This is a genomic window from Pseudomonas sp. 2957, assembly GCF_031456345.1.
In the GTDB taxonomy this organism is placed as follows: domain Bacteria; phylum Pseudomonadota; class Gammaproteobacteria; order Pseudomonadales; family Pseudomonadaceae; genus Aquipseudomonas; species Aquipseudomonas siliginis.
The window spans coordinates 573994-599843 of record NZ_JAVDUL010000001.1; the positions used below are offsets into that span (position 1 = coordinate 573994).

Annotated in this window: 22 protein-coding genes; 16 read left to right on the forward strand and 6 right to left on the reverse strand. The window is 61.2% G+C overall.

Going from position 1 to position 25850, the window contains the following annotated elements:
• Nucleotides 1-171: 171 nt before the first annotated feature.
• Nucleotides 172-585, forward strand: coding sequence for an alternative ribosome rescue aminoacyl-tRNA hydrolase ArfB (arfB, locus tag J2Y39_RS02635; protein ID WP_016771119.1), 414 nt, complete (start codon nt 172-174; stop codon nt 583-585).
• Here arfB and J2Y39_RS02640 read toward each other — a convergent pair.
• From J2Y39_RS02640 to phhA, 6 genes are all read right to left on the reverse strand, one after another.
• A complete protein-coding gene (locus tag J2Y39_RS02640) occupies nt 582-1769 on the reverse strand; it encodes an MFS transporter (RefSeq protein ID WP_041479047.1) in 1188 nt (395 codons plus the stop codon). The genes arfB and J2Y39_RS02640 overlap by 4 nt on opposite strands.
• A gap of 112 nt (nt 1770-1881) precedes the next feature.
• Nucleotides 1882-2064: a hypothetical protein gene (locus tag J2Y39_RS02645; protein ID WP_039761215.1), complete on the reverse strand. Its 183-nt coding sequence runs from the start codon at nt 2062-2064 to the stop codon at nt 1882-1884.
• Between the two features lie 70 nt (nt 2065-2134).
• A complete protein-coding gene (locus J2Y39_RS02650) occupies nt 2135-2266 on the reverse strand; it encodes a hypothetical protein (RefSeq protein ID WP_016771117.1) in 132 nt (43 codons plus the stop codon).
• A gap of 317 nt (nt 2267-2583) precedes the next feature.
• The gene (locus J2Y39_RS02655; protein WP_310214923.1) at nt 2584-3777 is read right to left on the reverse strand and encodes an amino acid aminotransferase; all 1194 of its coding nucleotides are present in this window, start codon (nt 3775-3777) and stop codon (nt 2584-2586) included.
• On the reverse strand, nt 3777-4133 hold the full coding sequence (locus J2Y39_RS02660) for a 4a-hydroxytetrahydrobiopterin dehydratase (protein WP_016771115.1): 357 nt from the start codon (nt 4131-4133) through the stop codon (nt 3777-3779). Before J2Y39_RS02660 ends, J2Y39_RS02655 begins: the two co-directional genes overlap by 1 nt.
• 115 nt (nt 4134-4248) lie before the next feature.
• Nucleotides 4249-5040 carry a phenylalanine 4-monooxygenase gene (gene phhA / locus J2Y39_RS02665; protein ID WP_252887493.1) on the reverse strand — a complete coding sequence of 264 codons (792 nt, stop codon included), beginning with the start codon at nt 5038-5040 and terminating at the stop codon, nt 4249-4251.
• Between the two features lie 393 nt (nt 5041-5433).
• Between phhA and J2Y39_RS02670 the strand changes: the two genes are divergently transcribed.
• From J2Y39_RS02670 to J2Y39_RS02740, 15 genes are all read left to right on the forward strand, one after another.
• On the forward strand, nt 5434-6996 hold the full coding sequence (locus J2Y39_RS02670) for a sigma-54-dependent phenylalanine hydroxylase transcriptional regulator PhhR (protein ID WP_016771113.1): 1563 nt from the start codon (nt 5434-5436) through the stop codon (nt 6994-6996).
• A 344-nt stretch (nt 6997-7340) separates the two neighbouring features.
• Nucleotides 7341-8081 (forward strand): flagellar basal body rod protein FlgF, encoded by a 741-nt coding sequence (locus J2Y39_RS02675; protein ID WP_016771112.1) that lies wholly within the window; start codon nt 7341-7343, stop codon nt 8079-8081.
• A 45-nt stretch (nt 8082-8126) separates the two neighbouring features.
• On the forward strand, nt 8127-8912 hold the full coding sequence (gene flgG / locus J2Y39_RS02680) for a flagellar basal-body rod protein FlgG (protein ID WP_016771111.1): 786 nt from the start codon (nt 8127-8129) through the stop codon (nt 8910-8912).
• Between the two features lie 51 nt (nt 8913-8963).
• A complete protein-coding gene (gene flgH, locus J2Y39_RS02685; protein ID WP_016771110.1) occupies nt 8964-9659 on the forward strand; it encodes a flagellar basal body L-ring protein FlgH in 696 nt (231 codons plus the stop codon).
• A gap of 27 nt (nt 9660-9686) precedes the next feature.
• Nucleotides 9687-10775, forward strand: a complete 1089-nt coding sequence (locus J2Y39_RS02690) for a flagellar basal body P-ring protein FlgI (protein WP_024012083.1) — start codon at nt 9687-9689, stop codon at nt 10773-10775.
• An 11-nt stretch (nt 10776-10786) separates the two neighbouring features.
• On the forward strand, nt 10787-12103 hold the full coding sequence (gene flgJ, locus J2Y39_RS02695) for a flagellar assembly peptidoglycan hydrolase FlgJ (protein WP_056783752.1): 1317 nt from the start codon (nt 10787-10789) through the stop codon (nt 12101-12103).
• Between the two features lie 25 nt (nt 12104-12128).
• Nucleotides 12129-14174: a flagellar hook-associated protein FlgK gene (gene flgK / locus J2Y39_RS02700; protein WP_041478993.1), complete on the forward strand. Its 2046-nt coding sequence runs from the start codon at nt 12129-12131 to the stop codon at nt 14172-14174.
• Nucleotides 14175-14187: 13 nt separating this feature from the next.
• Complete coding sequence (locus J2Y39_RS02705) at nt 14188-15756, forward strand: flagellar hook-associated protein 3 (protein WP_150636629.1); 1569 nt, start codon at nt 14188-14190, stop codon at nt 15754-15756.
• A gap of 109 nt (nt 15757-15865) precedes the next feature.
• The gene (locus J2Y39_RS02710; protein WP_310214928.1) at nt 15866-19459 is read left to right on the forward strand and encodes a glycosyltransferase; all 3594 of its coding nucleotides are present in this window, start codon (nt 15866-15868) and stop codon (nt 19457-19459) included.
• A gap of 849 nt (nt 19460-20308) precedes the next feature.
• On the forward strand, nt 20309-21082 hold the full coding sequence (gene rfbF / locus J2Y39_RS02715) for a glucose-1-phosphate cytidylyltransferase (RefSeq protein ID WP_041478997.1): 774 nt from the start codon (nt 20309-20311) through the stop codon (nt 21080-21082).
• Nucleotides 21064-22146, forward strand: a complete 1083-nt coding sequence (rfbG, locus tag J2Y39_RS02720; protein WP_310214931.1) for a CDP-glucose 4,6-dehydratase — start codon at nt 21064-21066, stop codon at nt 22144-22146. The genes rfbF and rfbG overlap by 19 nt, the downstream gene beginning before the upstream one ends.
• Nucleotides 22143-22703, forward strand: a complete 561-nt coding sequence (locus tag J2Y39_RS02725) for a dTDP-4-dehydrorhamnose 3,5-epimerase (RefSeq protein ID WP_310214933.1) — start codon at nt 22143-22145, stop codon at nt 22701-22703. The genes rfbG and J2Y39_RS02725 overlap by 4 nt, the downstream gene beginning before the upstream one ends.
• Nucleotides 22700-23926, forward strand: a complete 1227-nt coding sequence (locus tag J2Y39_RS02730; protein ID WP_310214936.1) for a class I SAM-dependent methyltransferase — start codon at nt 22700-22702, stop codon at nt 23924-23926. The genes J2Y39_RS02725 and J2Y39_RS02730 overlap by 4 nt, the downstream gene beginning before the upstream one ends.
• Entirely contained in the window at nt 23923-24774 is an 852-nt protein-coding gene (locus J2Y39_RS02735) for an NAD(P)-dependent oxidoreductase (RefSeq protein WP_150636639.1), read from the forward strand. Before J2Y39_RS02730 ends, J2Y39_RS02735 begins: the two co-directional genes overlap by 4 nt.
• A complete protein-coding gene (locus J2Y39_RS02740; RefSeq protein WP_310214940.1) occupies nt 24771-25841 on the forward strand; it encodes a class I SAM-dependent methyltransferase in 1071 nt (356 codons plus the stop codon). The genes J2Y39_RS02735 and J2Y39_RS02740 overlap by 4 nt, the downstream gene beginning before the upstream one ends.
• Nucleotides 25842-25850 lie beyond the last annotated feature (9 nt).

A 25850-nucleotide genomic window follows, 5' to 3' on the forward strand; every position in this document is an offset into this window, starting at 1 on the left:
AATGGAAAAATCTGACATCACACCGAACCCTGTGGGAGCGAGCCTGCTCGCGAAAGCGGTCCATCAGAAACATCTGCATCGACTGACACACCGCCTTCGCGAGCAGGCTCGCTCCCACAGAGGTTGAGTGAATCGGGTTATCCTGCACGCTCTGATTACGGACGCTTTTCCATGCTGGTGATTTCCAACAATGTGCATCTGCCGGATGCCGAGATCGAATTGACCGCCATCCGCGCGCAAGGCGCCGGTGGGCAGAATGTCAACAAGGTCTCCAGCGCCATGCACTTGCGCTTCGACATTCCCAACTCGTCATTGCCGGAGTTCTACAAGGAACGCCTGCTGGCACTGCGTGACAGCCGTATCACCAGCGATGGCGTGCTGATCATCAAGGCGCAGCAATACCGAACCCAGGAAGCCAACCGCGCCGATGCGCTGGAGCGGCTGGTCGAGCTGATTCTCAGCGCCACCAAAGTGGAAAAGAAACGCCGCCCGACCAAGCCGACCCTTGGCTCGAAGAAGCGTCGGCTGGAGTCGAAAACCAAGCGCGGCAGTATCAAGGCCGGGCGCGGCAAGGTGGACTTCTAAACCTCGCGATACTTCGCCGTGTGCTTGTACAGATAGACACTCAAGCCAAGGCCGCTCAACGCTGCAAATGCGGCGAACAGGAAGATCGAAGCAAAACCGAATCCTGCTGCGATCGCCCCGGCCAGCGGCCCGGTGATCCCCAGCGACAAATCAATGAACAGTGAATAGGCACCGACCGCCGCGCCACGGCTCGAGGCCGGCACCAGATTCACCGCCTCCACGCCCAGCGCCGGGAACACCAGCGAGAAGCCGAAACCGCTCAGCGCCGCACCGGCCAGTGCCCAATGCGCATCCGGAGCAATCCACAGCAACAACAGCCCCAACGTTTCCACCGACAGGCAGGCAATCGCCACGCGAAATCCGCCGAGGCGGTTGATCAGGTTGCCGAACAGCAGCCGCGCGCCGATGAAGCTGGCGCCGAACAGGCTCAGGCACAGCACGGCGTTGTCCCAGTGCTGGGTCGCGTAATACAGGGTGATGAAAGTGGCGATGGTGCCAAAACCGATCGAACCCAGCGCGAGCCCGCAGCCGTGGGGGAAGACTTTGCCCAGCACATGCATGAACGGCAGGCGTTCGCCGGCGACGATCGGCGCGGCGGTCTTCGGCCATGCCAGCGCCAGACCGAGCAGGGCGAGGAGGATGATGCTCACGCCCATGCTCCACAGCCCCAACCTGCTTACCAGCCACACACCGAACGGCGCGCCGATCGCCAGGGCGCCGTAACTGGCGATGCCGTTCCAGGAAATCACTTTCGCCGTATTCGCCGCGCCGACCCGGCCGATGCCCCAGCCAATCGAACCGGAACCGACCAGGCTTTCCGCGCTGCCCAGCACCAGACGGCCAATTAAGAGGCTGATCAGACTGAGCAGCGGCAGGTTCGGCGTCCACGCGGAAATCAGCATGAACACACCGCTCAAGCCGCAACCAGCGAGGCCAATCATCACTGCGCGTTTACTGCCCTGGTTGTCGATGATCTTGCCGGCATATGGACGGCTGAGCAGGGTGGCGAGGTATTGCACGCTGATCACCAGCCCGGCGATCACGGCGCCGAAACCAAGGTCACTGTGGACATAGCCCGGCAACACGGCGAGCGGGATGCCGATGTTCAGGTAACCGATGAAGGTGAAGAGGACGATGGAGACTACTTGCAGCGTAACCGCCAGCGGACGCTGGGGCTCGGATATAGACGACATGGGTAACGATCCACGGGAGCAGCAGATTAGATAGGCTGCTCATGATACCGGCGTGAACCGTTCAAGGGCGGGGAAAAGTAAAACTATTTGCCGGGCGGCGCTTTCAGGATTTCGCCGGGGCGACCAGTTGCGTGGTGACGAGGGCGGCGAGGGCGTTTTCTTCGCTGCCGAAACGTTCGAGCAGGGCAGCTTGCTTCTCGGGCGAGAGGCGATTCCAGATCTCGATCATCTTCTCGGTGGCGCCGATCAGCACGGCAGCTTGGCTTTCGGAGAATTCGTCGGTCATGGCGGGCTCGGGTTTCAGGCAGTGTGGAAAGCGCATGTTAGCGCTTTCCACACGGTCTGTACGGCGGGTCTTACTCTTCGCTGTCGGCTTTGCGGCTGTCAGCGGCTTCTTGCGGCTCGGGCTTTTCAGCGCCGGCGTGTTGCGGGGTCGTCTGCTCAGGTACGTGCAGGCTTGGGAAGGGGAGATTGGGAATCTCGTGCATGGGTGCGCTCCTCGCTAAGTCTGTTGATAGATCAGGTGCTCCGCGCTTTACAAAGCCTGCGCAGGATACAGCAGGAAAAATGACAATCAGACTTTTAATTCAAATTAATGCGACAGATGGCCGCAGGGGAGGAAGCCAGAAGGTCACCGCAGAAACAAATGTAGGAGCTGCCGAAGGCTGCGATCTTTTGATCTTCGATCGTTCCCACGCTCCGCGTGGGAATGCAGCCGGGGACGCTCTGCGTCCCAAAGCGGACGCAGAGCGTCCGAAGAGGCATTCCCACGCAGAGCGTGGGAACGATCAGTCGGGCGGGGGGGCTATTTGCAGGCGTCGGCGATGGCGTCGGCGAGCGATGCGAGGCGGGTGGCGTCGATGCCGGCGACGTTCGCGCGGCCGGAGCGGACCATGTACACGCTGTGCCGCTCGCGCAGGGTTTTCACCTGTTCCGGCGACAGGCCGGTGTAGGAGAACATCCCGCGTTGCACACCGATGTGTGCGAAACGCTCGCGCAAACCGTGGGGTTCCAGCGCTTCGACCAGACCGCTGCGCAGCTGGGCGATCCGCAGACGCATCGCTTCCACTTCATCGGCCCAGCGCGCTTTCAGCTCTGGATCGGCGAGGATGGTCGCGACCACCGCCGCGCCGTGATCCGGCGGCGTCGACCACAGATTGCGGGCGATGTTGGCCAGTTGGCTGCGGATGTCGATGAGCTTGTCGGCGCTGGTCGCGCAGACGATCAGTGCCCCGGTGCGGTCGCGATACAGGCCGAAGTTCTTCGAGCAGGAACTGGTGATCAGCAGCTCCGGCACTTGCGCCGCGAACAACCGGGTCGACCACGCGTCCTGCTCCAGGCCATCGCCAAAACCCTGATAAGCAAAGTCGATCAGCGGCAGCAGATCGCGGCTGCGCACCACTTCAAGCACGCGCTTCCAGTCGTCATGGCTCAGGTCGAAACCGGTCGGGTTGTGGCAGCACGCATGCAGCAGCACCACGTCGCCCTTCGGCACTTCCTTGAGCACGGCGAGCATCGCTTCGACGTCGAGGCGGTTGTCACTACCCACGTACGGGTAGTGGCTGACCTTGACCTTGGCGGCGGCGAAAATGGTTTCGTGGATCGGCCAGGTCGGGTTGCTCAACCACACGCCTTTGCCCGGCAGGCATTGCGCGATGAAGTCGGCCGCCAGACGCAGGGCACCGGTGCCTCCCGGGGTCTGGGTGGCGCCGGCGCGTTGTTCGGCGATCAATGCCGAGTCGCTACCGAGCACAAGCTCATTGATGACCTTGCCGAACAGCGGATTGCCGTGGCCACCGATGTAGGTCTTGGTGTCCTGGCTTTCGACCAGTCGCGCCTCGGCGATTTTCACCGCTTCCGGGATCGGCGTCAGGCCCTGGGCATCCTTGTAGACGCCAACGCCGAGGTCGAACTTGCGCGGATTGGCATCCTGCGCATAGGCCTCCATCAAACCGAGAATCGGGTCGCCGGGGACCCGGCCGATGGCGTCGAAGTGCATTACTTGCGTCCTTCTGCGGTCTTGGCCACTTCGTCAGTGCGCGCAGCCATGATGAAGTCGTTGCGGTGCAGGCCTTTGATCGAATGGCTCCACCAGGTCACGGTGACTTTGCCCCACTCGGTCAGCAGGCCCGGGTGGTGACCTTCGGCCTCGGAGATCTCGCCCACGGCGTTGGTGAAGGCCAGCGCATGCTTGAAGTTCTTGAACAGGAAAACTTTCTCCAGCTGCATGATGCCGTCGCGTACTTCGATGTTCCAGTCAGGGATCTGCTTGATCAGGATCGGCAGTTCTTCGTCGCTGACTTGTGGCGCATCGGCGCGGCAGGCTTCGCAGTGGGCTTGGTTCAAAGTCGACATGGTGTATTCCTGAAAACGAGTGTGTTTTTTATTAAAGCGCGTGTGCCGCCAATGCCGTCACGCTAAAGCAAAGTGGCGGCGACGGACAGACGCAATTGTCAGCAAAAGTCGCGGTTCAGGCGGCTTTGGGTTTCGGCGGAAATTTCGGCGCGTGCAAGCCCAGCTGCATGCCCTGACGGACCATGGCCATGATGTCTTCATGGGCCACATCGAACAGGCGCTTGAGATTGGGCAGGACGAAGTACAGTGGTTGCAGGATGTCGATGCGATACGGCGTGCGCATGGCTTCCAGCGGATCGAAAATCTGATGCTCGGGCTCGTCCGACAGGCAATAAACGGTTTCTTTCGGCGAGGACAGAATCCCGCCGCCGTAGATGCGCTTGCCGTGCGGGGTGTCGACCAGACCGAATTCGATGGTCATCCAGTACAACCGGGCCAGATACACGCGCTCTTCCTTGGTCGCCTGCAGGCCGAGCTTGCCGTAGGTGTGGGTGAACTCAGCGAAGTAGGGGTTGGTCAGTAGCGGGCAGTGGCCGAAGATCTCGTGAAAGATGTCGGGCTCTTGCAGATAGTCGAGTTCTTCGCGGGTACGTATGAAGGTGGCGACGGGGAATTGCTTGCTGGCAAGCAACTCGAAAAACGTCTGGAAAGGAATCAGCGCCGGCACCCGGGCAACCTGCCAGCCGGTGGTCTCGCCGAGGACTTTGTTGATCTCGGCCAGTTGCGGGATGCGGTCGTGGGGCAGACCGAGTTTTTCGATACCGTCCAGATATTCCTGGCACGCACGACCTTCAATCACCTTCAACTGGCGAGTGATCAGCGTGTTCCACACCGCATGTTCTTCGGCGGGGTAGTCGATAAAACCTTGCGCATCGGGCTCGCGAGCCACGTATTGCGTCTGCTTCATGCTGCTCTCCTGCTAGGAAATTCGTTTTTGTTATGTCCAGCGATGGCTAAAGGAATACCCGAGAGTGACAGGGCGTGCAGCATGTTGACCGGTGTGTGCGTAGGAAAATTCTGCTTGTTTCGTAAAGTTATCGTTACGCTTTGTCGGGTGATGCGCATTTACGGTGATTGGCGGGTTTGAAAAGGGTCGTGGCTGTCACATAATCTTGACAACTATCTGCGTGCCTCGACAGAAACATCTGCCCCGGGCGCGCCACAGAACCCTGTGGGAGCGAGCCTGCTCGCGAAAGCGGTCTGTCTGACACATCGATACTGGATGTGCTGGCGCCTTCGCGAGCAGGCTCGCTCCCACAAGGACATGTGTTTATCTTTCAAACCTGTCGGGCCTTTTTCTATGCGCATCAAAGTCCACTGCCAGAACCGCATCGGCATCCTGCGTGACATCCTCAATCTGCTGGTGGCGTACGGGATCAACGTCGCCCGCGGTGAAGTTGGCGGTGAGCATGGCAATGCGATCTACCTGCACTGCCCGAACCTGATCAACATCCAGTTCCAGGCGTTGCGCCCCAAGTTCGAGGCAATCGGTGGGGTGTTCGGGGTCAAGCGCGTCGGGCTGATGCCCAGCGAGCGCCGACACATGGAACTGAATGCGTTGCTCGGCGCGCTGGAATTTCCGGTGCTGTCGATCGACATGGGCGGTTCGATCGTTGCGGCCAATCGCGCGGCGGCGCAGTTGCTCGGGGTGCGTGTCGATGAAGTGCCGGGGATTCCGCTATCACGTTATGCCGAGGATTTCGATCTGCCGGAATTGGTGCGCGCCAACAAATCGCGGATCAACGGCATGCGGGTCAAGGTCAAGGGCGACATCTTTCTCGCCGACATCGCGCCGCTGCAATCGGAACACGACGACAGCGAGGCCATGGCCGGCGCCGTACTGACGCTGCACCGCGCCGACCGCGTCGGCGAGCGCATCTACAACGTGCGCAAGCAAGAGCTGCGCGGTTTCGACAGTATTTTCCAGAGTTCGAAAGTCATGGCCGCTGTGGTCCGCGAGGCGCGACGCATGGCGCCGCTGGATGCGCCGCTATTAATAGAAGGCGAAACCGGCACTGGCAAGGAATTGCTGGCGCGTGCCTGCCACCTCGCCAGCCCTCGGGGACAGTCGCCGTTGATGGCGCTCAACTGCGCCGGGTTGCCGGAGTCGATGGCCGAGACCGAACTGTTCGGCTACGGCCCCGGTGCCTTCGAAGGCGCGCGGGCCGAAGGCAAGCTTGGCCTGCTCGAATTGACCGCTGGCGGCACGCTGTTTCTCGATGGCGTCGGCGAGATGAGCCCGCGTTTGCAGGTCAAATTGCTGCGCTTTCTTCAGGACGGTTGCTTCCGTCGCGTCGGCAGTGATGAAGAGGTGTATCTGGACGTGCGGGTGATCTGCGCGACGCAGGTGGACTTGTCCGAATTGTGCGCGCGCGGCGAGTTTCGCCAGGATCTCTATCACCGCTTGAACGTGCTGTCGCTGCACATCCCGCCGCTGCGCGAGTGCCTCGACGGCCTGACGCCGCTGGTTGAACACTTTCTCGACCAGGCCAGTCGGCAGATCGGCTGTCCGCTGCCGAAACTGGCCCCGGCGGCGATGGATCGCCTCAGCCATTACCACTGGCCGGGCAATGTGCGGCAACTGGAGAACGTGCTGTTCCAGGCGGTTTCCCTGTGCGACGGCGGCACGGTCAAGGCCGAACATATTCGCCTGCCGGATTACGGCGTGCGTCAGCCGCTTGGCGATTTTTCCCTCGACGGCAGTCTGGACGAGATCGTCGGGCGCTTCGAGAAAGCGGTGCTGGAACGGCTGTATTCCGAGCATCCAAGCAGTCGGCAGTTGGGCAAGCGACTCGGTGTTTCGCACACCACCATTGCCAACAAGCTGCGTGAGTATGAGGTTGGCAAAACCTCCGAAAGCTAAATAGAGCCTTTGTGGCGAGGGGATTTATCCCCGATGGGCGGCGAAGCCGCCCCGCTTTTTCTTCCCAGCGACCTCATTTGCAGGCTTGGCGACTGCTGCGCAGCCGAACGGGGATAAATCCCCTCGCCACAGGATCTCCATCCCCCGCCGAACTCAGGATTGCCACTAACCGGCATGACACCGCCGGTTTTTCGTCTTCGACCCATTTCAGATTCCCCCTCCGATCCCCTCAAGTCCCCTGTTTACCGGGCCTTCGCCCGCCAATAAAAAGTTGGTCTGCAAATTGCTTATGGCTGAGCAGTACAGCGGTGGGCGGCAAACGTCCGGCATGCAGAGGAAACACTGTGGACAAGTACCTTTATGTGGCAATGACCGGCGCCAGCCAGAACGCACTGGCGCAGCGGGCGCATGCCAACAACCTGGCGAACATTTCCACCAACGGCTTTCAGCGCGACCTCGAGCAGGCGCGTTCGATGCCGGTATTCGGCGACAGCTTTCCGGCGCGCGCGTTTGCCATGAGCGAACGTCCCGCCACCGACTTCACGCCGGGCTCACTGGTGCAGACCGGACGTGAACTCGACGTCGCGGTATCCGGCAACGGTTTCATCGCCGTGCAAAACCCCAGCGGCGGCGAAAGCTACGTGCGTACCGGCAGCCTCAACATCGACGCCCTCGGCGTACTGCGCGCCGGCAACGGCATGCCGGTGATCGGTAACGGCGGCCCGATCGCCGTGCCGCCCGAGCAGCAGGTGGAAGTCGGCGAAGACGGCACCATCAGCATTCGCGCAATGGGCGAAGGCCCCCGCGTCATGGCCGAAGTCGACCGGATCAAGCTGGTCAACCCGGACATCAAGAACATGAACAAAGGTCTCGACGGTTCGATTTACACCAAGGACGGCCAGCCGGCGCAAGCCGACGCCAACGTCAAACTGGTCTCGGGTTTCCTTGAGTCGAGCAACGTCAATGCCGTGGAAGAAATGACTTCGGTGCTGGCCCTGGCCAAGCAATTCGAGTTGCACGTCAAGATGATGAACACCGCCAAAGACGACGACCAGGCCATGGCTCGGGTCTTGCAGATCAGCTAATTATCAGAACGTCGCGCCGTAAAACAGGCGCACGAGGAGAATCGAATGCTTCCGGCTCTATGGGTTGCCAAAACCGGTCTGTCCGCCCAGGACACCAACCTGACCACCATTTCCAACAACCTGGCGAACGTTTCGACCACGGGTTTCAAGCGTGACCGTGCCGAGTTCCAGGACTTGCTCTATCAGATCAAGCGTCAGCCAGGCGCCCAGTCGACCCAGGACAGCGAACTGCCGTCGGGTCTGCAAGTGGGTACCGGTGTGCGCATTGTCGGTACCCAGAAAAACTTCACCGCCGGCAGCCTGCAAACCACCGAGCAGCCGCTGGACATGGCCATCGACGGTCGCGGTTTCTTCCAGATCCTGCAACCGGACGGCACCACGTCCTACACCCGTGACGGTACTTTCCACCTCGACTCCAATGGCCAGATCGTCAACGCCAGCGGTTTCGCGCTGGAACCGGCGATCATCATCCCGAACGATGCGCAGACCTTCACTGTCGGCCGTGACGGCACCGTGTCGATCACCATCGCCGGCAACCCGGCCTCGCAAGTGATCGGCAACCTGCAGACCGCCGACTTCATCAACCCGGCCGGTCTGCAAGCAGTGGGCAACAACCTGTTCCTGGAAACCGCTGCTTCCGGCGCGCCGCAGATCGGCACCCCGGGCCTGAACGGTTTCGGTACCACGCTGCAGAACACCCTGGAAACCTCGAACGTCAGCACCGTTGAAGAGATGGTCAACATGATCACCACTCAACGCGCCTACGAGATGAACTCCAAGGTGATCTCCACCGCCGACCAGATGCTCTCGTTCGTAACGCAGAATCTGTAATCCAGTCTTTGGGGCGGCCTGAGGTCGCCAGCAACACCGTGAGGTAGGGTCATGAAGCGCTTTGTATCTGTTCTGGCATTGAGTGGGGTCGTCTCGCTCGCGGGCTGCGTCGCCCCGACGCCCAAGCCCAATGACCCTTACTACGCCCCGGTGTTGCCGCGCACACCGTTGCCGGCGGCTGCCAATAACGGCTCGATCTATCAGGCCGGCTTCGAGCAGAACCTGTACAGCGACCGCAAGGCGTTCCGGGTCGGTGACATCATCACCATCACCCTGAACGAGCGCACCCAGGCGAGCAAGAACGCCAACTCGCAGATGGACAAGAACAGCGATAACTCGATTGGTCTGACCTCGTTGTTCGGTTCCAGCCTGACCACCAACAACCCGATTGGTGGCGGTGACCTGAGCCTGAACGCTGGCTACAGCGCCGACCGTTCGACCAAGGGCGACGCCAAGTCCGGGCAGAGCAACAGCCTGACCGGTTCGATCACCGTGACCGTGGCCGACGTGCTGCCCAACGGCATCATCGCCGTGCGTGGCGAGAAGTGGCTGACGCTCAACACCGGTGACGAACTGGTGCGCATCGCCGGTATGGTCCGCGCCGATGACATCGCGACCGACAACACCGTGTCGTCGACCCGTGTCGCCGATGCGCGCATCACCTACTCGGGTACCGGCGCGTTTGCCGATACGAGTCAGCCAGGCTGGTTCGACCGTTTCTTCCTCAGCCCGCTGTTCCCTTTCTAGGTGGCGACTTTGAATTTCAAGAGCCTTATGGTGGCCGCGTTGTTGATGTCTGCGGCGTTCACCGCACACGCCGAGCGGCTGAAAGACATCGCCAGCATTTCCGGTGTGCGCTCCAACCAGTTGATCGGTTACGGCCTGGTGGTCGGGCTTAACGGCACCGGTGACCAGACGACGCAGACTCCGTTCACCCTGCAGACCTTCAACAACATGCTCTCGCAGTTCGGCATCAAGGTACCGCCGGGATCGGGCAACGTGCAGTTGAAGAACGTCGCGGCGGTGTCGGTGAGTGCCGATCTGCCAGCGTTTGCCAAACCGGGTCAGCAGGTCGACATCACCGTGTCCTCGATCGGTAACTCCAAGAGCCTGCGTGGCGGCACCTTGCTGTTGACGCCGCTCAAGGGTATCGACGGCAACGTCTATGCGATCGCTCAGGGCAATCTCGTGGTTGGCGGTTTCGACGCTGAAGGCCGCGATGGTTCGAAGATTACCGTCAACGTTCCGTCGGCCGGTCGCATCCCTGGCGGCGCGTCGGTGGAGCGTGCGGTGCCGAGCGGTTTCAACCAGGGCAACAGCCTGACGCTGAACCTCAACCGCTCCGACTTCACCACCGCCAAGCGCATCGTCGACAAGGTCAACGACATGCTCGGCCCTGGCGTCGCCCAAGCCATCGACGGCGGATCGGTGCGGGTCACTGCGCCACTGGATCCGAGCCAGCGCGTCGACTACCTGTCGATCCTGGAAAACCTCGAAATCGATCCTGGGCAGGCGGTGGCAAAAGTCATCATCAACTCGCGCACCGGCACCATCGTCATCGGCCAGAACGTGAAAGTGTCGCCAGCCGCCGTGACCCACGGCAGCCTGACCGTGACCATCACCGAAGACCCGATCGTCAGCCAGCCTGGCCCGCTGTCCAACGGCCAGACTGCCGTCGTGCCGCGCTCGCGGGTGAATGCCGAACAGGAAGCCAAACCGATGTTCAAGTTCGGCCCGGGCACCACCCTCGACGAGATCGTCCGTGCGGTGAACCAGGTCGGCGCAGCACCGGGTGACCTGATGGCAATTCTCGAAGCTCTGAAGCAGGCCGGCGCATTGCAAGCCGACCTGATCGTGATCTGAGGCCGGCCACCATGGATATGCGCAAAAGCGGTCTGGTCAGCAGCAGCGATTCGGGTTCCTACTCCGACCTCAATCGTCTGAACCAGCTGAAGGTCGGCGACAAGAACAGCGACGAAAACATGCGCAAGGTTGCGCAGGAATTCGAGTCTCTGTTCCTCGGCGAAATGCTCAAGTCGATGCGCTCGGCCACCGAAGCGCTTGGTCAGGACAACCCGCTGAACACGCCGGCGGCCAAGCAGTATCAGGAAATGTACGACCAGCAACTGGCGGTTTCCATGTCCCGCGAGGGCGGGGGTATCGGCCTGGCCGACGTGCTGATCCGGCAGATGTCGAAGAACAAACCGATGGCGCCGGGCGAGGCTGCAGCCGCGTCCGCCGCCAAGCAGCAGGAAGCGCTGGCCAAGGCCGCCGCCGTGCCGACGCCGATTGCCGCCGGCACCGTCGCCACCGGTCCGCTGTCCCGCGTCAACGGCGAGCGTCCGTTGTGGGCATCGCGCTCGGTGCATGCTCCGAACAACACCGATATTTCCCATCGCAACGACATGGCGCTGATCAACCAGCGGCGTCTGGCGCTGCCGCCGAAACTGGCCGATCGCTTGCTCGCCGGTCTGGTGCCGTCGGCACCGAGCGCGGCCACTGCCAGCACTGCGGCGGCAGCGACCAACGCCTTGCCGCAACGGGCTGCGACTACCGCCGTCACAGGCTCCGGCGCGTTGTACAACGGTGACTGGCTGGCCCGTGCCGAAGAGCAGAAAGCTGCAGGCGGGCAGATGCAGGTTTACGGCCGCGCCATGGCGCAGATTCCGCTGGCACCAGCGAAGAAGGCCTTCAGTTCCGCCGACGAATTCGTCAACACCATGTTGCCGATGGCCAAGGAAGCCGCTGACCGCATCGGCGTCGATCCGCGTTATCTGGTGGCGCAAGCGGCACTGGAAACCGGTTGGGGCAAATCGGTCATGCGCGCTCAGGATGGCAGCAGCAGCCACAACCTGTTCGGCATCAAGGCGAGCAGTAACTGGAAGGGCGATTCGGCCCGCGCGATCACCAGCGAGTTCCGCAATGGCGCGATGGTCAAGGAGACGGCCGAGTTCCGTTCCTACGCCTCGTACAAGGACAGCTTCCACGATCTGGTGACGTTGCTGCAGAGCAACAATCGCTATCAAGAAGTGCTGAAGTCGGCCGATAACCCAGAACAGTTTGTACGCGAGTTGCAGAAGGCCGGTTACGCCACCGACCCGAACTACGCGACGAAGATTTCGCAAATTGCCAAGCAGATGAACAGTTTTGAAAACTACGCTGCGGCGGGTGTCTCCACCACGCCTTTATAAGGCACCAGGTAATAAGGTCTGAACCATGAGTTTGCTCAATATCGGGATGTCGGGACTGTCGGCCAGCCAGTCCTCTCTGGCTACGACAGGCAACAACATTGCCAACGTCGACACCGCCGGTTATTCACGTCAGCAAACCGTGCAGGGCACCAAGTCCTCGCAGCAGTACGGCAGCGTTTTCATCGGCACGGGCACGACCCTGGCCGACGTGCGCCGGGTGTACAACTCGTATCTGGAATCGCAGCTGCACACCGCGACGTCGCTGGACAGCGAATCGGCTGCCTTCCTCAAGCAGGCGACGCCGCTGGACGCGATGCTGTCGGACACCAACACTGGCCTGACCGGTGTACTGCAGAAATTCTTCACCTCGATGCAGGGCGTATCGACGTCGGCCACCGATGACACTTCGCGTCAGTCGGTGCTGACCGGCGCGCAGGCGCTGACCAGCCGTTTCAATACCCTGGCCAAGCAGCTCAACGATCAGAACACCACGATCAACGGCAGCCTCGGCGACATGACTGCCCAGGTGAACAAGCTCGCCACGGCGATCGCCAATCTCAATCAGAAGATCGGCGAAATCTCCACCAGCGGCGGGGCGCCGAACGACCTGCTCGACAGCCGTAACGAAGCCGTGCGTCAGCTCTCCGAGCTGACCGGTGCCCAGGTCGTCGAGCGCGGCACCAGCTTCGACATCTATGTCGGCAGCGGCCAGCCGCTGGTCATCGGCAACACCACCAACAGCCTGAGCATGGTCGCGAGCAAGACCGACCCGTCGCGCATGTCGATCCAGATGGATCGCGGTTCGAGCACCATCGACATCACTTCGGTGATCAGCGGCGGCGAAATCGGCGGTCTGCTGACCTATCGCAAGGAAGTCCTCGACCCATCGCTCAACGAGCTCGGTCGCGTGGCCCTGGTGATTGCCGATCAGATCAACAGCCAGCAAGCACAAGGCATCGACAAGAACGGTGACTTCGGCGCGGCGATTTTCAACAACATCAACAGTGCCGCCCTGATCAGTCAGCGCAGCATTGCGAAGGATGGCAACAGCGCCGGTTCGGGCAACCTCGATGTGACCATCAAGGACACCGGCAAGCTGACCACCAGCGACTATCAGGTGACCTTCACCAGCGCTACCGATTACACCGTCAAACGTTCCGACGGCACCGATCTGGGTGCATTCAGCACCACGACCAATCCGCCGCCAGTGATCGACGGCTTCACCCTGGCCTTGAACGGCGGCGCGCTGAGCGCGGGTGACTCGTTCAAAATCACGCCGACCCGCAACGCGGCGGCGAGCATTCAGACCGTGCTCAGTGATCCGAAGAAAATCGCTGCGGCAGGTCCGCTGACCGGCGTCGCCAGCGCCAACGGTCTGGGCACGTACACCCAGCCGACGCTCAGCAATAAGATCGACATCTACAACCCGACCGCCCAGGCTGACATGCAGGCGGCGCTGAAGAATTCAACGCCGGTCAAACTGGTATTCGGTGCAGCCAGCGGTGGCAGCCAGTCGTACAACCTGGTCGACGCCAAGGGCGCGACCATCGGCACCGGCACCATCGTGCCTGGCCAGTCGAACACGCTGAATTTGAAAGTCGGTATCGTCGATGCCAGCGGCAACCCGGTGATGGACACTACCGTCACGCCGAACGTACAGAAGACCTTCACCGTGCAGACCACCGTGGGCGGCACGCCGAAAACCGGCGAGACTTTCACCATGAACCTGACCGGTGCGGCGTCTTCGGACAACCGCAACGCCCAGGCACTGGTCGCATTGCAAACCAAACAGACCGTGGACACCGGTTCGGCGAGCAAGGGCATCAGCCTGACCGACGCCTACAACACCCTGGTGACCAACGTCGGTACCAAGACCGCCCAAGGCAAGTCCGACAGCGCCGCAACCACGGCGATTCTGGAGAATGCCAAGGGTGCCCGCGATTCGTTGTCCGGGGTCAACCTGGACGAAGAAACCGGCAACCTGGTCAAGTACCAGCAGTACTACACAGCGTCTTCGCAGATCATCAAAGCTGCGCAGGAAACTTTCGCCACGCTGATCAACAGCCTTTAAGGAGTCGTAATTCATGCGCATTTCCACCGCCCAGTATTACGGAACGCAAGCTTCGGATTATCAGCGTAACTTCAACAAGGCTGTCGCCACCGCGAGCGAGGCGAGCAGCCTGCAACGCATCAACACCGCCGCCGATGATCCGATCGGTGCCGGGCGCTTGCTGCAATTGGGCCAGCAGGCGGCGATGCTCGATCAGTACAAGACCAACGTCAACACCACCAAAAGCGCCTTGACCGTGCAGGAGTCCACTCTGGATTCGATCACCACGGCGTTGGCGCGAGCCAAAGAGCTGGCCCTGGCCGCGAACAACGGCACCATCACCGACAAGGATCGCCAGGCGTACGCCTCGGAACTGGGTGAGATCCAGCAGCAAGTGCTGGGCCTGATGAACGCCAAGGATGCCAACGGCAACTACCTGTTCTCCGGTTCGAAAACCGATACCGCGCCGTATTCGAAGAATTCTGACGGCACGTTCAGCTACAACGGCGACCAGACCACCATCGATCTGGGCATCGGCGACGGCATGACCGTGGGTACCAACACCACCGGTTGGGACGCGTTCCAGCAGACCATCAACACCGGCCGCACCAACACCAAAATGACTGCGCCAGCTGTGGATGACGGCCGTGTCGTGCTGTCCAACGGCACCGTCGGCACTGCCGCCACCTACGACGCCAAGTTCACCGCCGGGCAGCCGTATACCATCGATTTCGTCAGCAGCACCCAGCTGAAAATCACCGATGCCTTGGGTAACGATGTGACTGCCGAGGCCAGCCAGAATGGCCTGATCAGCAACAGCACCGGCGCCAACCAGACTGTCAGCTTCCGTGGCGTCGACCTCAAGCTGAACGTCAACCTGAAGGCCGGCGATACCAATCCGGACGCCGTTATCGCAGGGCACAGTTTTCAGCTGTCGGCCTCGCCGGACTCGTTCACCACCACGCGTAATCCGGGTAACCCGTCGACCAGCGTGATCACCGGTTCGACCATCACCGATCAGGCAGCCTACACCGCAGCGTTCCCGCAGGGCGGCGCAGTGCTCAAGTTCACCAGCGCCACCGATTTCGATCTGTATGCCGCGCCGGTGACGGCCGACAGCAAGCCGGTTTCCTCGGGCACGGTTGCCGGCGGTAACGCCACCGCTGCCGGTGTGACTTTCGCCCTGGGCAGCGCGCCGGCCGCTGGTGATCAGTTCTCGATCCAGCCGAACAATCATCAGACCCAGAACGTGCTCGACACCCTGGGCCAGATGATCACCGCGCTGAATACGCCAGTCGACGGTGACCCGGTTGCCAAGCAGAAATTGCAGGGCGCGATGGAGGCAGGCCTCGGCAACATCGATGCCGCTTCCAACCAGATCGGCACGGCGGTGACCACCATTGGTGCCCGCGGCCAGGCGCTGGACATGCAGACCATCACCAACGACAGCCTGACCACGGCGAACAGCACGACCCAGGGTTCGATTCGTGATTCCGATCCGGCTGAAGTCATGACCCGTCTGACGCTGCAACAGACCATGCTGCAAGCCGCGCAACTGGCGTTCAGCAAGATCAGTCAGTTGGGTCTGTTCAACAAGATCTGATGGTTAGCGGGCGCGTGCGCGCCCGCCAACGTCGTCCCTCTGTTAATGATTTTTTGCGGTATCAAGGGCTCGTTTTTGCGAGCGGGCTCGTACCGCCTGTGAGCCCACCGTGAATTCACTCCCCCTCGTCAGCATTGCCATCCCTGCGTTCAATCCGCGCTTTTTCGAGCGGGCATTGAACAGCGCCGTCAGCCAGACATATGCGCCTCTTGAGATCATTGTCTGCGACGACAGTCGTGGTCATGAGATCGAAGGGATTGTCAGCGCTGTGGCCGAGCGCTCGGGTGTTGCCGTGCGCTATGTGCGCAACCCGCGCACATTGGGCATGGTCGGCAATCTCAAGGCGTGCCTTGATCAGGCGCAGGGTGAATTCGTCAAGTTCATGTGTGACGACGACCATCTCTATGCCGCCTGCATCGAGCAGCAGGCGCACGAGATGTTGCGTGAGGAAGTCAGCCTGGTGCTGGCTCAGCGGCTGTTCTGGGACGCCGACGACATCATTCTGCCGGCGCGCCTGGAAAACACTTCGTTGTCACCGGCCAGCGGTCTGTTCAAGGGTGACGACCTGCTGGGCATCTTCGAAAAATTTCCGGTCAATGTGCTGGGCGGTTTCTCCAGCGCCTTGTTCCGTCGTTCGGACCTCGTCGACTTGTTGCCGGCGCTGACTCAGGACGGCCACTGCTTTGTCGCCACCCTGGATTTCGCCTTGTACGTATGCCTGCTGCGGCGCGGCAATCTGGCGATGTCGAACACCGTGCTCAGTGCCGAGCGGCTGTATCCGGAGCGCTTGAGTGCTCAGCAGCCGATGAAAGACGCGGTCGAGGTTGAGCGCGAGTGGATTCTGCAAATGCTCAAGGCGCGCAGCGGCGAGTCGGCGCCAGCGCCGGGTTGGGTGCGCTATGTCCCGCTGACCAAGGCTGACGTAATGCCGCGCGTCTGGGAAGAGCTGCCCCTGAGCCGTACGCTGGGTACCAAGCAGAGTCGCCAGGAGTGGTGCGTCGGCATCGATAGCTGGAGCTTCGCCGAACTCTACGCGCACTGGCTGCAGTGCCGCAGTCTCACTGAAGGGCAGCGCAAGTTACTGCCGGAAACTCTGGCCGCCTGGCCACAACAGCCGCGAATAGTGCCGATCGTCATTGATGCCCAGGGCAGTCGCGATGGAGTTGAGCGCACGCTTGAGGCGCTTGCTCGGCAGGACTATGCGCCTGAACTGATTCTGGTGCTGTCCGCTTCCTGTAACGAGGCGACGCTGGATGGGCGCGTGTTCCACATGCCACTGGAAGGTGACGGGCTGGGTCAGATCAACGCTCTGTTGCCCCAACTGGAGGGCGCCGACTGGTTCTACCTGTTGCAGGCCGGTGACCGGCTGATGGTGCCGGCCTTGCTGGTCATGGCTGACCGGATTGCGCACTCGCCGTCGCTCGGTTGCGTGTACAGCGATGAAGGCGGTCTGCGCGACGGTGAGTCCGTGGAACCCGCCTTCAAACCCGATTTCAACCTTGATCTGATGCGCAGCTACCCGTATGTCGGGCGCGCCTTGGCGTTCAAGCGCGAACGCTTTCTGGCGCTGGGTGGTTTTGACACGACGTTCACCGAACTGGCTCCTCACGACATGCTGTGGCGCATGGTCGAAAGCGACGGCACCCAGGTGATCGGGCATGTCGCCGAAGTTCTGCTGGAGTCGCCATTCGATCTGTCGCGGTGGTTGGCCGAGCCAGGCGTCATCGAACAGAACCCTCGTGTGCTCGAAGCGCATCTGCAACGCATTGGCGTTGCCCATGAAATCCGCCGTGGCAGTTGCCAATTGCTCAATCGTGTCGACTATCGGCACGCGCGCCGTCCGCTTGTGTCGATCATCATCGTCACCCGGGATCAGACCGCTGCCTTGCAGCGGTGTGTCGAGACCGTGCTGGAAAAAACCGCCTACGCCGAATACGAACTGCTGCTGGTCGACAACGGCAGCGAAACTGCTGAGGCCAGAGCATGGCTGGACGGCATCGCGCAATTGGGTGGTGACCGAATCCGCGTGCTGACGTACCCGCAGCCGGACAACATGGCTGCCCTGCACAATTTTGCCGTGACCAAGGCTCGTGGCGAATATGTGCTGCTGCTCAATACCTTTGCGGTGATTACCCACGCCGACTGGCTGGACGAACTGCTCAATCATGCGCAGCGCCCGGAAGTCGGCGTGGTCGGCGCCAAGTTGTTCAACCCGGATGGCTATGTGCTGCATGCCGGCATGATTCTGGGGATGCAGGGCGCGGTCGGGTTGCCATTTTATGGACAGTCGCTGCAGTCGGACGGTTATATGTTCCGGCTGCAGGCCGCCCACGATCTGAGTGCAGTCGGCGGTGATTGCCTGATGGTGCGCAAGGCGGTTTTCGAGGCGGTGGCAGGGCTTGATGAAGAGGATTTGAAGCAGGCGCTGAACGTGGTGGATCTGTGCCTGCGCATCGGCCAGGAAGGCTACCTGGTAGTGTGGACGCCTTATGCCTTGCTGGCTCAGGGCGTGCGCCCGACTGTCGAGTCGACAGCTGAGCAAGGCCAGCAACATTTGCACGAGCAGGAGATCTTCTACAAGCGCTGGCTGCCGCGCATTGCTCGCGATCCGGCCTTCAATGTCAACCTGTCCTTGCAGGGCGTCGGCGCGACGAGTTTCAGCCTTGAGCCGGGCCTGCGTACTGGGTGGACTGCTTTTTCCAGGCCGCAATTGCCCAACGTACTCGCTGTGCCGATCAATGCCTCAGCCATTGGCCATTACCGCATGAGTCAGCCGCTGATAGAGCTGGAAGCGGCGAACCGGGCCGAAGGGTGTATTCGTTACGGTTTGCCGTCGATCATTGAAATCGAGCGTCAGTCGCCGGATGTCATCGTCCTGCAAGGGCGCTATTCCCAGGGCGCGATCGATGAAATCCCGCCGCTGAAAAAGTTCTGCCATGCCCGGCGCATCTTCGAGCTGGATGACTATGTGATTGATGTTCCGCATCGCAATGCGCATATCCGCAACATGCCCAGCAAGCAGGAAATGGAACGGATGGTGCGCCAGGCGATCAGCCTGTGCGACCGCGTGGTGGTGTCGACTCAACCACTGGCCAATGCGCTGTCGGAGATGCACCACGACATTCGCGTAGTCCCCAACATGCTCGCGCAAAACCTCTGGACCGGTTTGCGGGGTCAGCGCCGCACCTCGAAAAAACCTCGCGTGGGTTGGGGCGGAGGCACCAGCCACCATGGCGATCTGGCGGTGATTGCCGATGTCGTGCGTGAGCTGGCCAACGAAGTCGACTGGGTATTCTTTGGCATGTGCCCGGATGACCTGCGTCCGTACATGCACGAGTTCCACGGTGTGATTCCTCTGGACGTCTATCCGGCCAAGCTGGCCAGTCTGAACCTCGACCTGGCCCTGGCACCGCTGGAGTTTCACATTTTCAATGACTGCAAGAGCAATCTGCGTTTGCTGGAATACGGCGCCTGCGGTTACCCGGTCATCTGCACTGATACCGAAGCCTATCAGGGCTATCTGCCGTGCACGCGGGTGAAGACCAACAGCACTGATGAGTGGCTGCAGGCGATTCGCATGCATCTGGCCGACCCTGACGCCAGTTATCGCATGGGTGACGAGCTGCACGAGGTGGTCATGCGCGATTATGTGTTGCGTGGTGACAATCTGCGGTATTGGGAGAATGGCTGGCTGGCGGATTGATCGTTTATATAGGTGGCTTTTTGGGGTTGCCTTTTCTTTGGGGCCTTGGCGGCCTTTGGGCCGACCAGGCTGTTGGGGTTTTTGGGTGTAGATCCGTTTCTGCGGGTGTTGCTGATTACGGTTCCGCCCTTACGGCGGGTCACCTTTTTCAAACGCCAAAAAGGTAACCCAAAAGGCTTGCTCCTACGTTCGGCCCTCGCAGGCTCGGGTTCCTTCGCTGCGGGACTGATCCGGGCGCAGCGGCTCCGGTTTGCTTCGCTGCACCTCCTTCCGCTGTGTCTGGCTGCGCCAGACGGTCGCTGCGCTCCCACGCCCGGATCAATCCCTCCACTCAGCCTTCCGACGTCGCCGGTGGATCAAGATCACTCGAGCTTGCGCTCATTGTTGAGTGGGGCGGCTTCGCCGCGGGCAGCTGCGCTGCTTTGATTTGATTTGCTTTGCTTTGCTTTTGCACTTGCTTTTGCACTTGCTTTTGTGGGAGCGAGCCTGCTCGCGAAGGCGGCCTGACCGCCGACCCATTTCTTGCTGGACGCACGCGATCCAACTGTTGGAATTGGCGAAGGCTCGGGCTGCGATCGGACGATCTTTTGCTTTGGCTTTTGATCTCTTGCCCCTCCACGCCCTCAGCCCGTCCGTCATTCTGTTGCCACTTCCACCGACGCCTCTATCAGCCATCTCCGAAAACCCGAGTCTGAGCTGGCGCGTTTCCTGCAAGTGCCCCGCAAATCGCCATAAAACGAGCGCTCGCGGTCTTTCCTCCTGCGCCCGTAGCGGCAGAAGGTTTAGCCAGAAGGCCTGCGACGCTCAAAAAAGCAGTGCGCAGCCCGGTGACGTACGAGAGGGGAGACGATGAAGGCAGTAATTTTGGCGGGTGGCCTCGGCACGCGCATCAGTGAAGAGTCGCACCTCAAGCCCAAGCCGATGATCGAGATTGGCGGCAAGCCAATTCTCTGGCACATCATGAAGCAGTATTCCGCCCACGGGATCCACGACTTCGTCATTTGCCTGGGCTACAAGGGCTACGCGATCAAGGACTTCTTCGCCAACTACTTCCTGCATACATCCGACGTCACTTTCGACATGCGCAACAACCGCATGGACGTCCATCAGAACTACAGCGAGCCGTGGAGTGTGACCCTCATCGATACCGGCGAGGAAACCATGACCGGTGGCCGCCTGTTGCGTGCCGCGCGTTATCTCAAGGATGAAGAGGCGTTCTGCTTCACCTATGGCGATGGCGTTTCCGACATCAATATTGCTGAGCTGGTCGACTATCACAAGGCTCACGGCCGCCTGGCGACCGTCACTGCGGTGCAGCCGCCAGGTCGTTACGGCGCGCTTGAACGGCAAGGTGACCAGGTGCTGGGTTTCACTGAAAAACCTCGTGGTGACGGTGGCTGGATCAATGGCGGTTTCTTCGTGCTGTCGCCAAAAGTGCTGCCCTACATCAGCGATGACAGCACCACCTGGGAAGCCGAGCCGTTGGCCCGTCTGGCTCAGGACGAACAACTGAAAGCCTTCGAGCACGAAGGTTTCTGGCATCCGATGGACACCCTGCGCGACAAGAATCATCTCGAAGCGCTGTGGCAGAGCGGGGAGGCCCCATGGAAGCAATGGGCCTGAGTGCGGAGTTCTGGCGTGGCAAGCGCGTCTTGGTCACCGGACACACTGGATTCAAAGGCAGTTGGCTGACACTTTGGCTGCAAAGCCTCGGCGCGCAGGTCAGCGGTTTTTCGCTGGATCCGTCGACCGAGCCGAGCCTGTTCGAACTGGCGCGCGTGCACGAAGGCATCAATGATCAACGCGGCGATCTGCGTGACCTCGGCGCCTTGCTGGAAATCATCGCCGAGACCGAACCGGAGATCGTCCTGCATCTGGCGGCGCAGCCCTTGGTGCGCGAGGGCTATCGCGATCCGCTCGGCACCTATTCAAGCAATGTCATGGGCACGCTGAACCTGCTCGAAGCGATTCGTCAGGTCGGCGGCGTGCGCGCCTGTGTGCTGGTGACTACCGACAAGGTCTACGCCAACAAGGAATGGCTGTGGCCGTACCGCGAAGACGAAGCCCTCGGTGGCCACGATCCTTACAGCAGCAGCAAGGCCTGCTGCGAGTTGCTCGCGCAGTCGTACGCCGCGTCGTTCTTCCCGGCGGAAAAACATGCCGAACATGGTTTGGCCCTGGCGACCGCACGCGCCGGCAATGTGCTGGGCGGCGGTGACTTTGCCCCGGAGCGACTGATTCCCGACGTGCTCAAAGCCTGGAGTGCCGACGAGCCGGTGACCCTGCGTTACCCGCAAGCGGTGCGCCCGTGGCAGCACGCGCTGGAGCCGCTGGCCGGTTATCTGCAATTGGCTGCTGCGCTCTACGAATACGGCCCGGAATATGCCGGCGCGTGGAACTTCGGCCCGGGTGAGGCAGACATGTGCAGCGTCGGCGAAGTGGTCGAGCTGCTCGCCAGCCGCTGGCCGCAGGCACCTGGTTTGCGTATCGAAAAAAGCGAACTGCATGAAGCCGGCCTGCTGCGCCTGGACAGCAGCCGTGCGCGGCAATTGCTGGGTTGGCAAGCGCGCTGGACCTTGCAGCAATGCCTGGCCCAGACCCTCGACTGGCATCTGGCCTGGCAGAACGGCGATGACATGCGCGCCGTAACTCTGGGTCAATTGAATCTGTACCGAGGCGCGCTGTGAGCGAGTTTTCCCTGAAAGCGTTGCCATTGGCCGGTCTGTTCAGCGTTCAGCACAAACGTTTCGAAGATCAGCGCGGGCACTTCGCCCGGTTGTTCTGCGAGGGCAGCCTGAGTGCGTTCGGCAATGAATTTCATATCCGCCAGATCAACCACTCCTGCACCCGCGAGAAGGGCAGTGTGCGTGGCCTGCATTATCAAAATGCCAACGCACCGGAAGCCAAACTGATCACGTGCCTGCGCGGTGAGGTCTGGGATGTGGCGGTGGATCTGCGGCCGGACTCGGAGACGTTTTTGCACTGGCACGCCGAGCACTTGAAGGCGGGCGATGGCCGCAGCCTGTTGATTCCGGCCGGTTTCGCTCATGGCTTTCAGACGCTTACCGCAGACGCCGAATTGCTCTATCTGCACAGCGCCGATTACGCGCCGGAGCACGAGGGCGGCTTGTCGGTGAACGATCCTCGGCTGGCGATTGCCTGGCCGTTGCCTGTCAATAATTTGTCAGCGCGCGATTCCAGCCATCCTGCGCTCGATCAACACTTTGCTGGAGTGCGTCTATGAATTGCCGTGGGTGCGCCGCACCGCTGAATTTGCCGCTGATCGACCTCGGCACTTCGCCGCCGTCCAACGCCTACGTGCACGCCGATCGCCTGGAGCAGGCCGAGCAATGGGTGCCGCTCAAAGTCGCGGTGTGCCAGCAATGCTGGCTGGTGCAGACCGAGGATTACACCAGTGCCGACAGCCTGTTCGATGCCGAGTACGCCTACTTCAGTTCGTTCTCCAGCACTTGGCTCAATCACGCCGAGCGCTATGTCGCCGAGATGAGTGAGCGCTTCGGGCTTAACGCCGACAGTCGTGTCGTCGAGATCGCCGCCAATGACGGTTACCTGCTGCAATACGTCGCCGCGCGCGGGATCCCATGCCTGGGCGTCGAGCCGACTCGCAGCACCGCACAGGCTGCACGCGAGAAAGGCCTGGAAATTCGCGAGCTGTTCTTCGGCCGCGACACCGCCACGCAATTGCGCAACGAAGGCTGGAACGCCGACCTGATGGCGGCCAACAACGTGCTCGCGCATGTGCCGGACATCAACGATTTCCTCGCCGGCTTCGCGACGTTGCTCAAGCCGACCGGCGTCGCCACTTTCGAGTTTCCGCAACTGCTGACGCTGATGGCTGGCGCGCAGTTCGACACGCTGTATCACGAACATTATTCCTACCTGTCGCTGACCGCCGTGCAGACCCTGTGCGAGCGCAATGGCCTGGAAGTGTTCGACGTCAGCCAGTTGAGCACTCACGGCGGCTCGCTGCGCGTATTCGTGCAGCGCAAGGACGGCCAGCGCCGCGCTGTTCTCCCGGCAGTTCAGCAACAACTGCAGGCCGAACTCGCTGCCGGGATAAAAACCCCTGATTACTACGCGACCCTCGCGCCTGCTGCCGAACGCATCAAACATGACCTGCTGCGCTTCTTGTTGCAGGCCAAAGCCGACGGCAAACGTGTGGTCGGTTACGGCGCGGCGGCCAAGGGCAATACCTTGCTCAACTACGCCGGAGTCAAAGCGGATCTGCTGTCCTGGGTGGCCGATGCCAACCCGCACAAACAGGGCAAGTTCTTGCCGGGCAGTCGCATCCCGATTGTTGCGCCAGCGCAGATCGACATTGAGCAACCGGACTACGTGCTGGTGCTGCCCTGGAACCTGCTGCACGAAGTCAGTCAGCAACTGGCGCAGGTGCGTCAGTGGGACGGGCGCTTCGTCATCGCCGTGCCTGAGTTGAAAGTGCTGTGAAAGTTCTGGTCACTGGCGCCACAGGCTTTGTCGGTCGGCATCTGGTTGCTGCATTGCTTGAGCGCGGCTGCGAAGTCCGCGCGGTGGCGCGCAACGCAGAAACCGCGCAGGGCATGCCATGGATCAACCACGTCGAATTCGTCGCGGCAGACATTCACGCTGCCGACCTGAATGTCGTCGCGCTGACCGAAGGCATCGACGCGCTGGCGCATCTGGCCTGGCCGGGGTTGCCGAACTATCGGGCGCTGTTTCATTTCGAGCACAACCTGATGGCCGATTACCGCTTTATCAAAAACGCGATAGAGGCGGGCGTGTCGCAGGTGCTGGTGACCGGCACCTGCTTCGAATACGGCATGCAGAGCGGTCCGCTCAGCGAGTCAACCGAGCCACGGCCGAGCAATCCCTACGGTCTGGCCAAACATACGCTGCACCTGTTTCTGCAGAATCTGCAGCAGGAGCAACCGTTCACCCTGCAATGGGCGCGCTTGTTCTATCTGCACGGCGAAGGGCAGAACCCCAACAGCCTGTTGGCCGCGCTGGACCGGGCAATCGATAGCGGCGAGGCGTCGTTCAACATGTCGGCCGGTGAGCAGTTGCGCGATTTCCTCGCGATTGAAACCGCCGCGAGTCATCTCGCCGCGATCCTCCATCAGCGCGACTTTGGTGGCGTGGTCAACTGCGCCAGCGGTCAACCGGTGTCGGTGCGTGCGCTGGTCGAACAGCGCTTGCGTGAGCGTGGCGCAACCCTGGCTCTGAACCTCGGCCATTACCCGTATCCGACCCACGAACCGCTGGCGTTCTGGGCCGTCACCGAGCGTTTGCAACAGTTATTGGGAGAGTCGCCATGAGGCACGAGTTGTACCGGGCCACCGGCCTGCCGGTATTGCAGAACCGCACTTTCGCCGATGCCGAATCGGCGCGGGCCTCGGCCAGCGCCGACATGGTCCTGGTTCAGGACGAGCGCAGCGGTCTGGTCTTCAACGCCGCGTTCGATGCCGACAAGCTCAGTTATGACGCCGACTATCAGAACGAGCAGGCGCACTCCGGTCAGTTCCAGAAGCATTTAAGTGACGTCGAAGGCATCATCGGCAAGCACTTCAAGGGCCAGGAGCTGATCGAGGTCGGCTGCGGCAAGGGCTACTTTCTCGAGCTGCTCAAAAGCCTTGGCTATTCGATTACCGGCATCGACCCGGCTTATGAAGGCGAAAACCCCGAGGTGATCAAGGCGCCGTTTACGCGCGGCCTCGGCCTGGCGGCAGATGCCATTGTGCTGCGTCATGTGCTGGAGCACATCGAAGACCCGGTGAGCTTTCTGGCCGTGATCGCCGAGGCCAATCAGGGCGGGCAGATCTATATCGAAGTGCCGTGCCTGGACTGGATCCTCGAGCACAAGGCCTGGTTCGACCTGTTCTACGAACACGTCAATTATTTCCGCCTCGATGACCTGCGCCGGATGTTCGGCACGGTGCACGAGGCCGGGCATCTGTTCGGCGGCCAATATCTGTACATCGTCGCTGATCTGTCGACGTTGCGCCTGATACCCGTACAACCGGTGCCGCGCCTGACACTGCCTGAAGATTTCAGCGCCAGTCTCGACCGCGCTGTGCAGATCATCCGCTCGGCGCCTGCGCAGGGTTCAGCGATCTGGGGTGCCTCGTCCAAAGGCGTGATCTATTCGCTGTACCTGCAACGCGCCGGCGTTGCGGTCGATCGCGTAGTCGATATCAACCCGGCCAAGCAGGGGCGTTATCTGCCGCTGAGCGGCGCGCGCGTGTCCTCGCCGCAAGAGGCCATGGATGCGCTGCCGGAAGGCGCGCACCTGTTTGTGATGAATTCCAATTACCTCGAAGAGATCAAGCGGATGACCGGTGGACGCTACGTCTATCACGCCGTCGACAGCGCTTCGTTTCAGTGACCCTTGAGA

Bases quoted from the DNA above. Each gene is read 5' to 3' on its own strand.
- arfB (WP_016771119.1), top strand. From the start codon at position 172: ATGCTGGTGATTTCCAACAATGTGCATCTGCCGGATGCCGAGATCGAA.
- J2Y39_RS02645 (WP_039761215.1), bottom strand. From the start codon at position 2,064: ATGACCGACGAATTCTCCGAAAGCCAAGCTGCCGTGCTGATCGGCGCC.
- J2Y39_RS02650 (WP_016771117.1), bottom strand. From the start codon at position 2,266: ATGCACGAGATTCCCAATCTCCCCTTCCCAAGCCTGCACGTACCTGAG.
- J2Y39_RS02655 (WP_310214923.1), bottom strand. From the start codon at position 3,777: ATGCACTTCGACGCCATCGGCCGGGTCCCCGGCGACCCGATTCTCGGT.
- J2Y39_RS02660 (WP_016771115.1), bottom strand. From the start codon at position 4,133: ATGTCGACTTTGAACCAAGCCCACTGCGAAGCCTGCCGCGCCGATGCG.
- phhA (WP_252887493.1), bottom strand. From the start codon at position 5,040: ATGAAGCAGACGCAATACGTGGCTCGCGAGCCCGATGCGCAAGGTTTT.
- J2Y39_RS02670 (WP_016771113.1), top strand. From the start codon at position 5,434: ATGCGCATCAAAGTCCACTGCCAGAACCGCATCGGCATCCTGCGTGAC.
- flgG (WP_016771111.1), top strand. From the start codon at position 8,127: ATGCTTCCGGCTCTATGGGTTGCCAAAACCGGTCTGTCCGCCCAGGAC.
- flgH (WP_016771110.1), top strand. From the start codon at position 8,964: ATGAAGCGCTTTGTATCTGTTCTGGCATTGAGTGGGGTCGTCTCGCTC.
- J2Y39_RS02690 (WP_024012083.1), top strand. From the start codon at position 9,687: ATGGTGGCCGCGTTGTTGATGTCTGCGGCGTTCACCGCACACGCCGAG.
- flgJ (WP_056783752.1), top strand. From the start codon at position 10,787: ATGGATATGCGCAAAAGCGGTCTGGTCAGCAGCAGCGATTCGGGTTCC.
- flgK (WP_041478993.1), top strand. From the start codon at position 12,129: ATGAGTTTGCTCAATATCGGGATGTCGGGACTGTCGGCCAGCCAGTCC.
- J2Y39_RS02705 (WP_150636629.1), top strand. From the start codon at position 14,188: ATGCGCATTTCCACCGCCCAGTATTACGGAACGCAAGCTTCGGATTAT.
- rfbF (WP_041478997.1), top strand. From the start codon at position 20,309: ATGAAGGCAGTAATTTTGGCGGGTGGCCTCGGCACGCGCATCAGTGAA.
- rfbG (WP_310214931.1), top strand. From the start codon at position 21,064: ATGGAAGCAATGGGCCTGAGTGCGGAGTTCTGGCGTGGCAAGCGCGTC.
- J2Y39_RS02730 (WP_310214936.1), top strand. From the start codon at position 22,700: ATGAATTGCCGTGGGTGCGCCGCACCGCTGAATTTGCCGCTGATCGAC.
- J2Y39_RS02740 (WP_310214940.1), top strand. From the start codon at position 24,771: ATGAGGCACGAGTTGTACCGGGCCACCGGCCTGCCGGTATTGCAGAAC.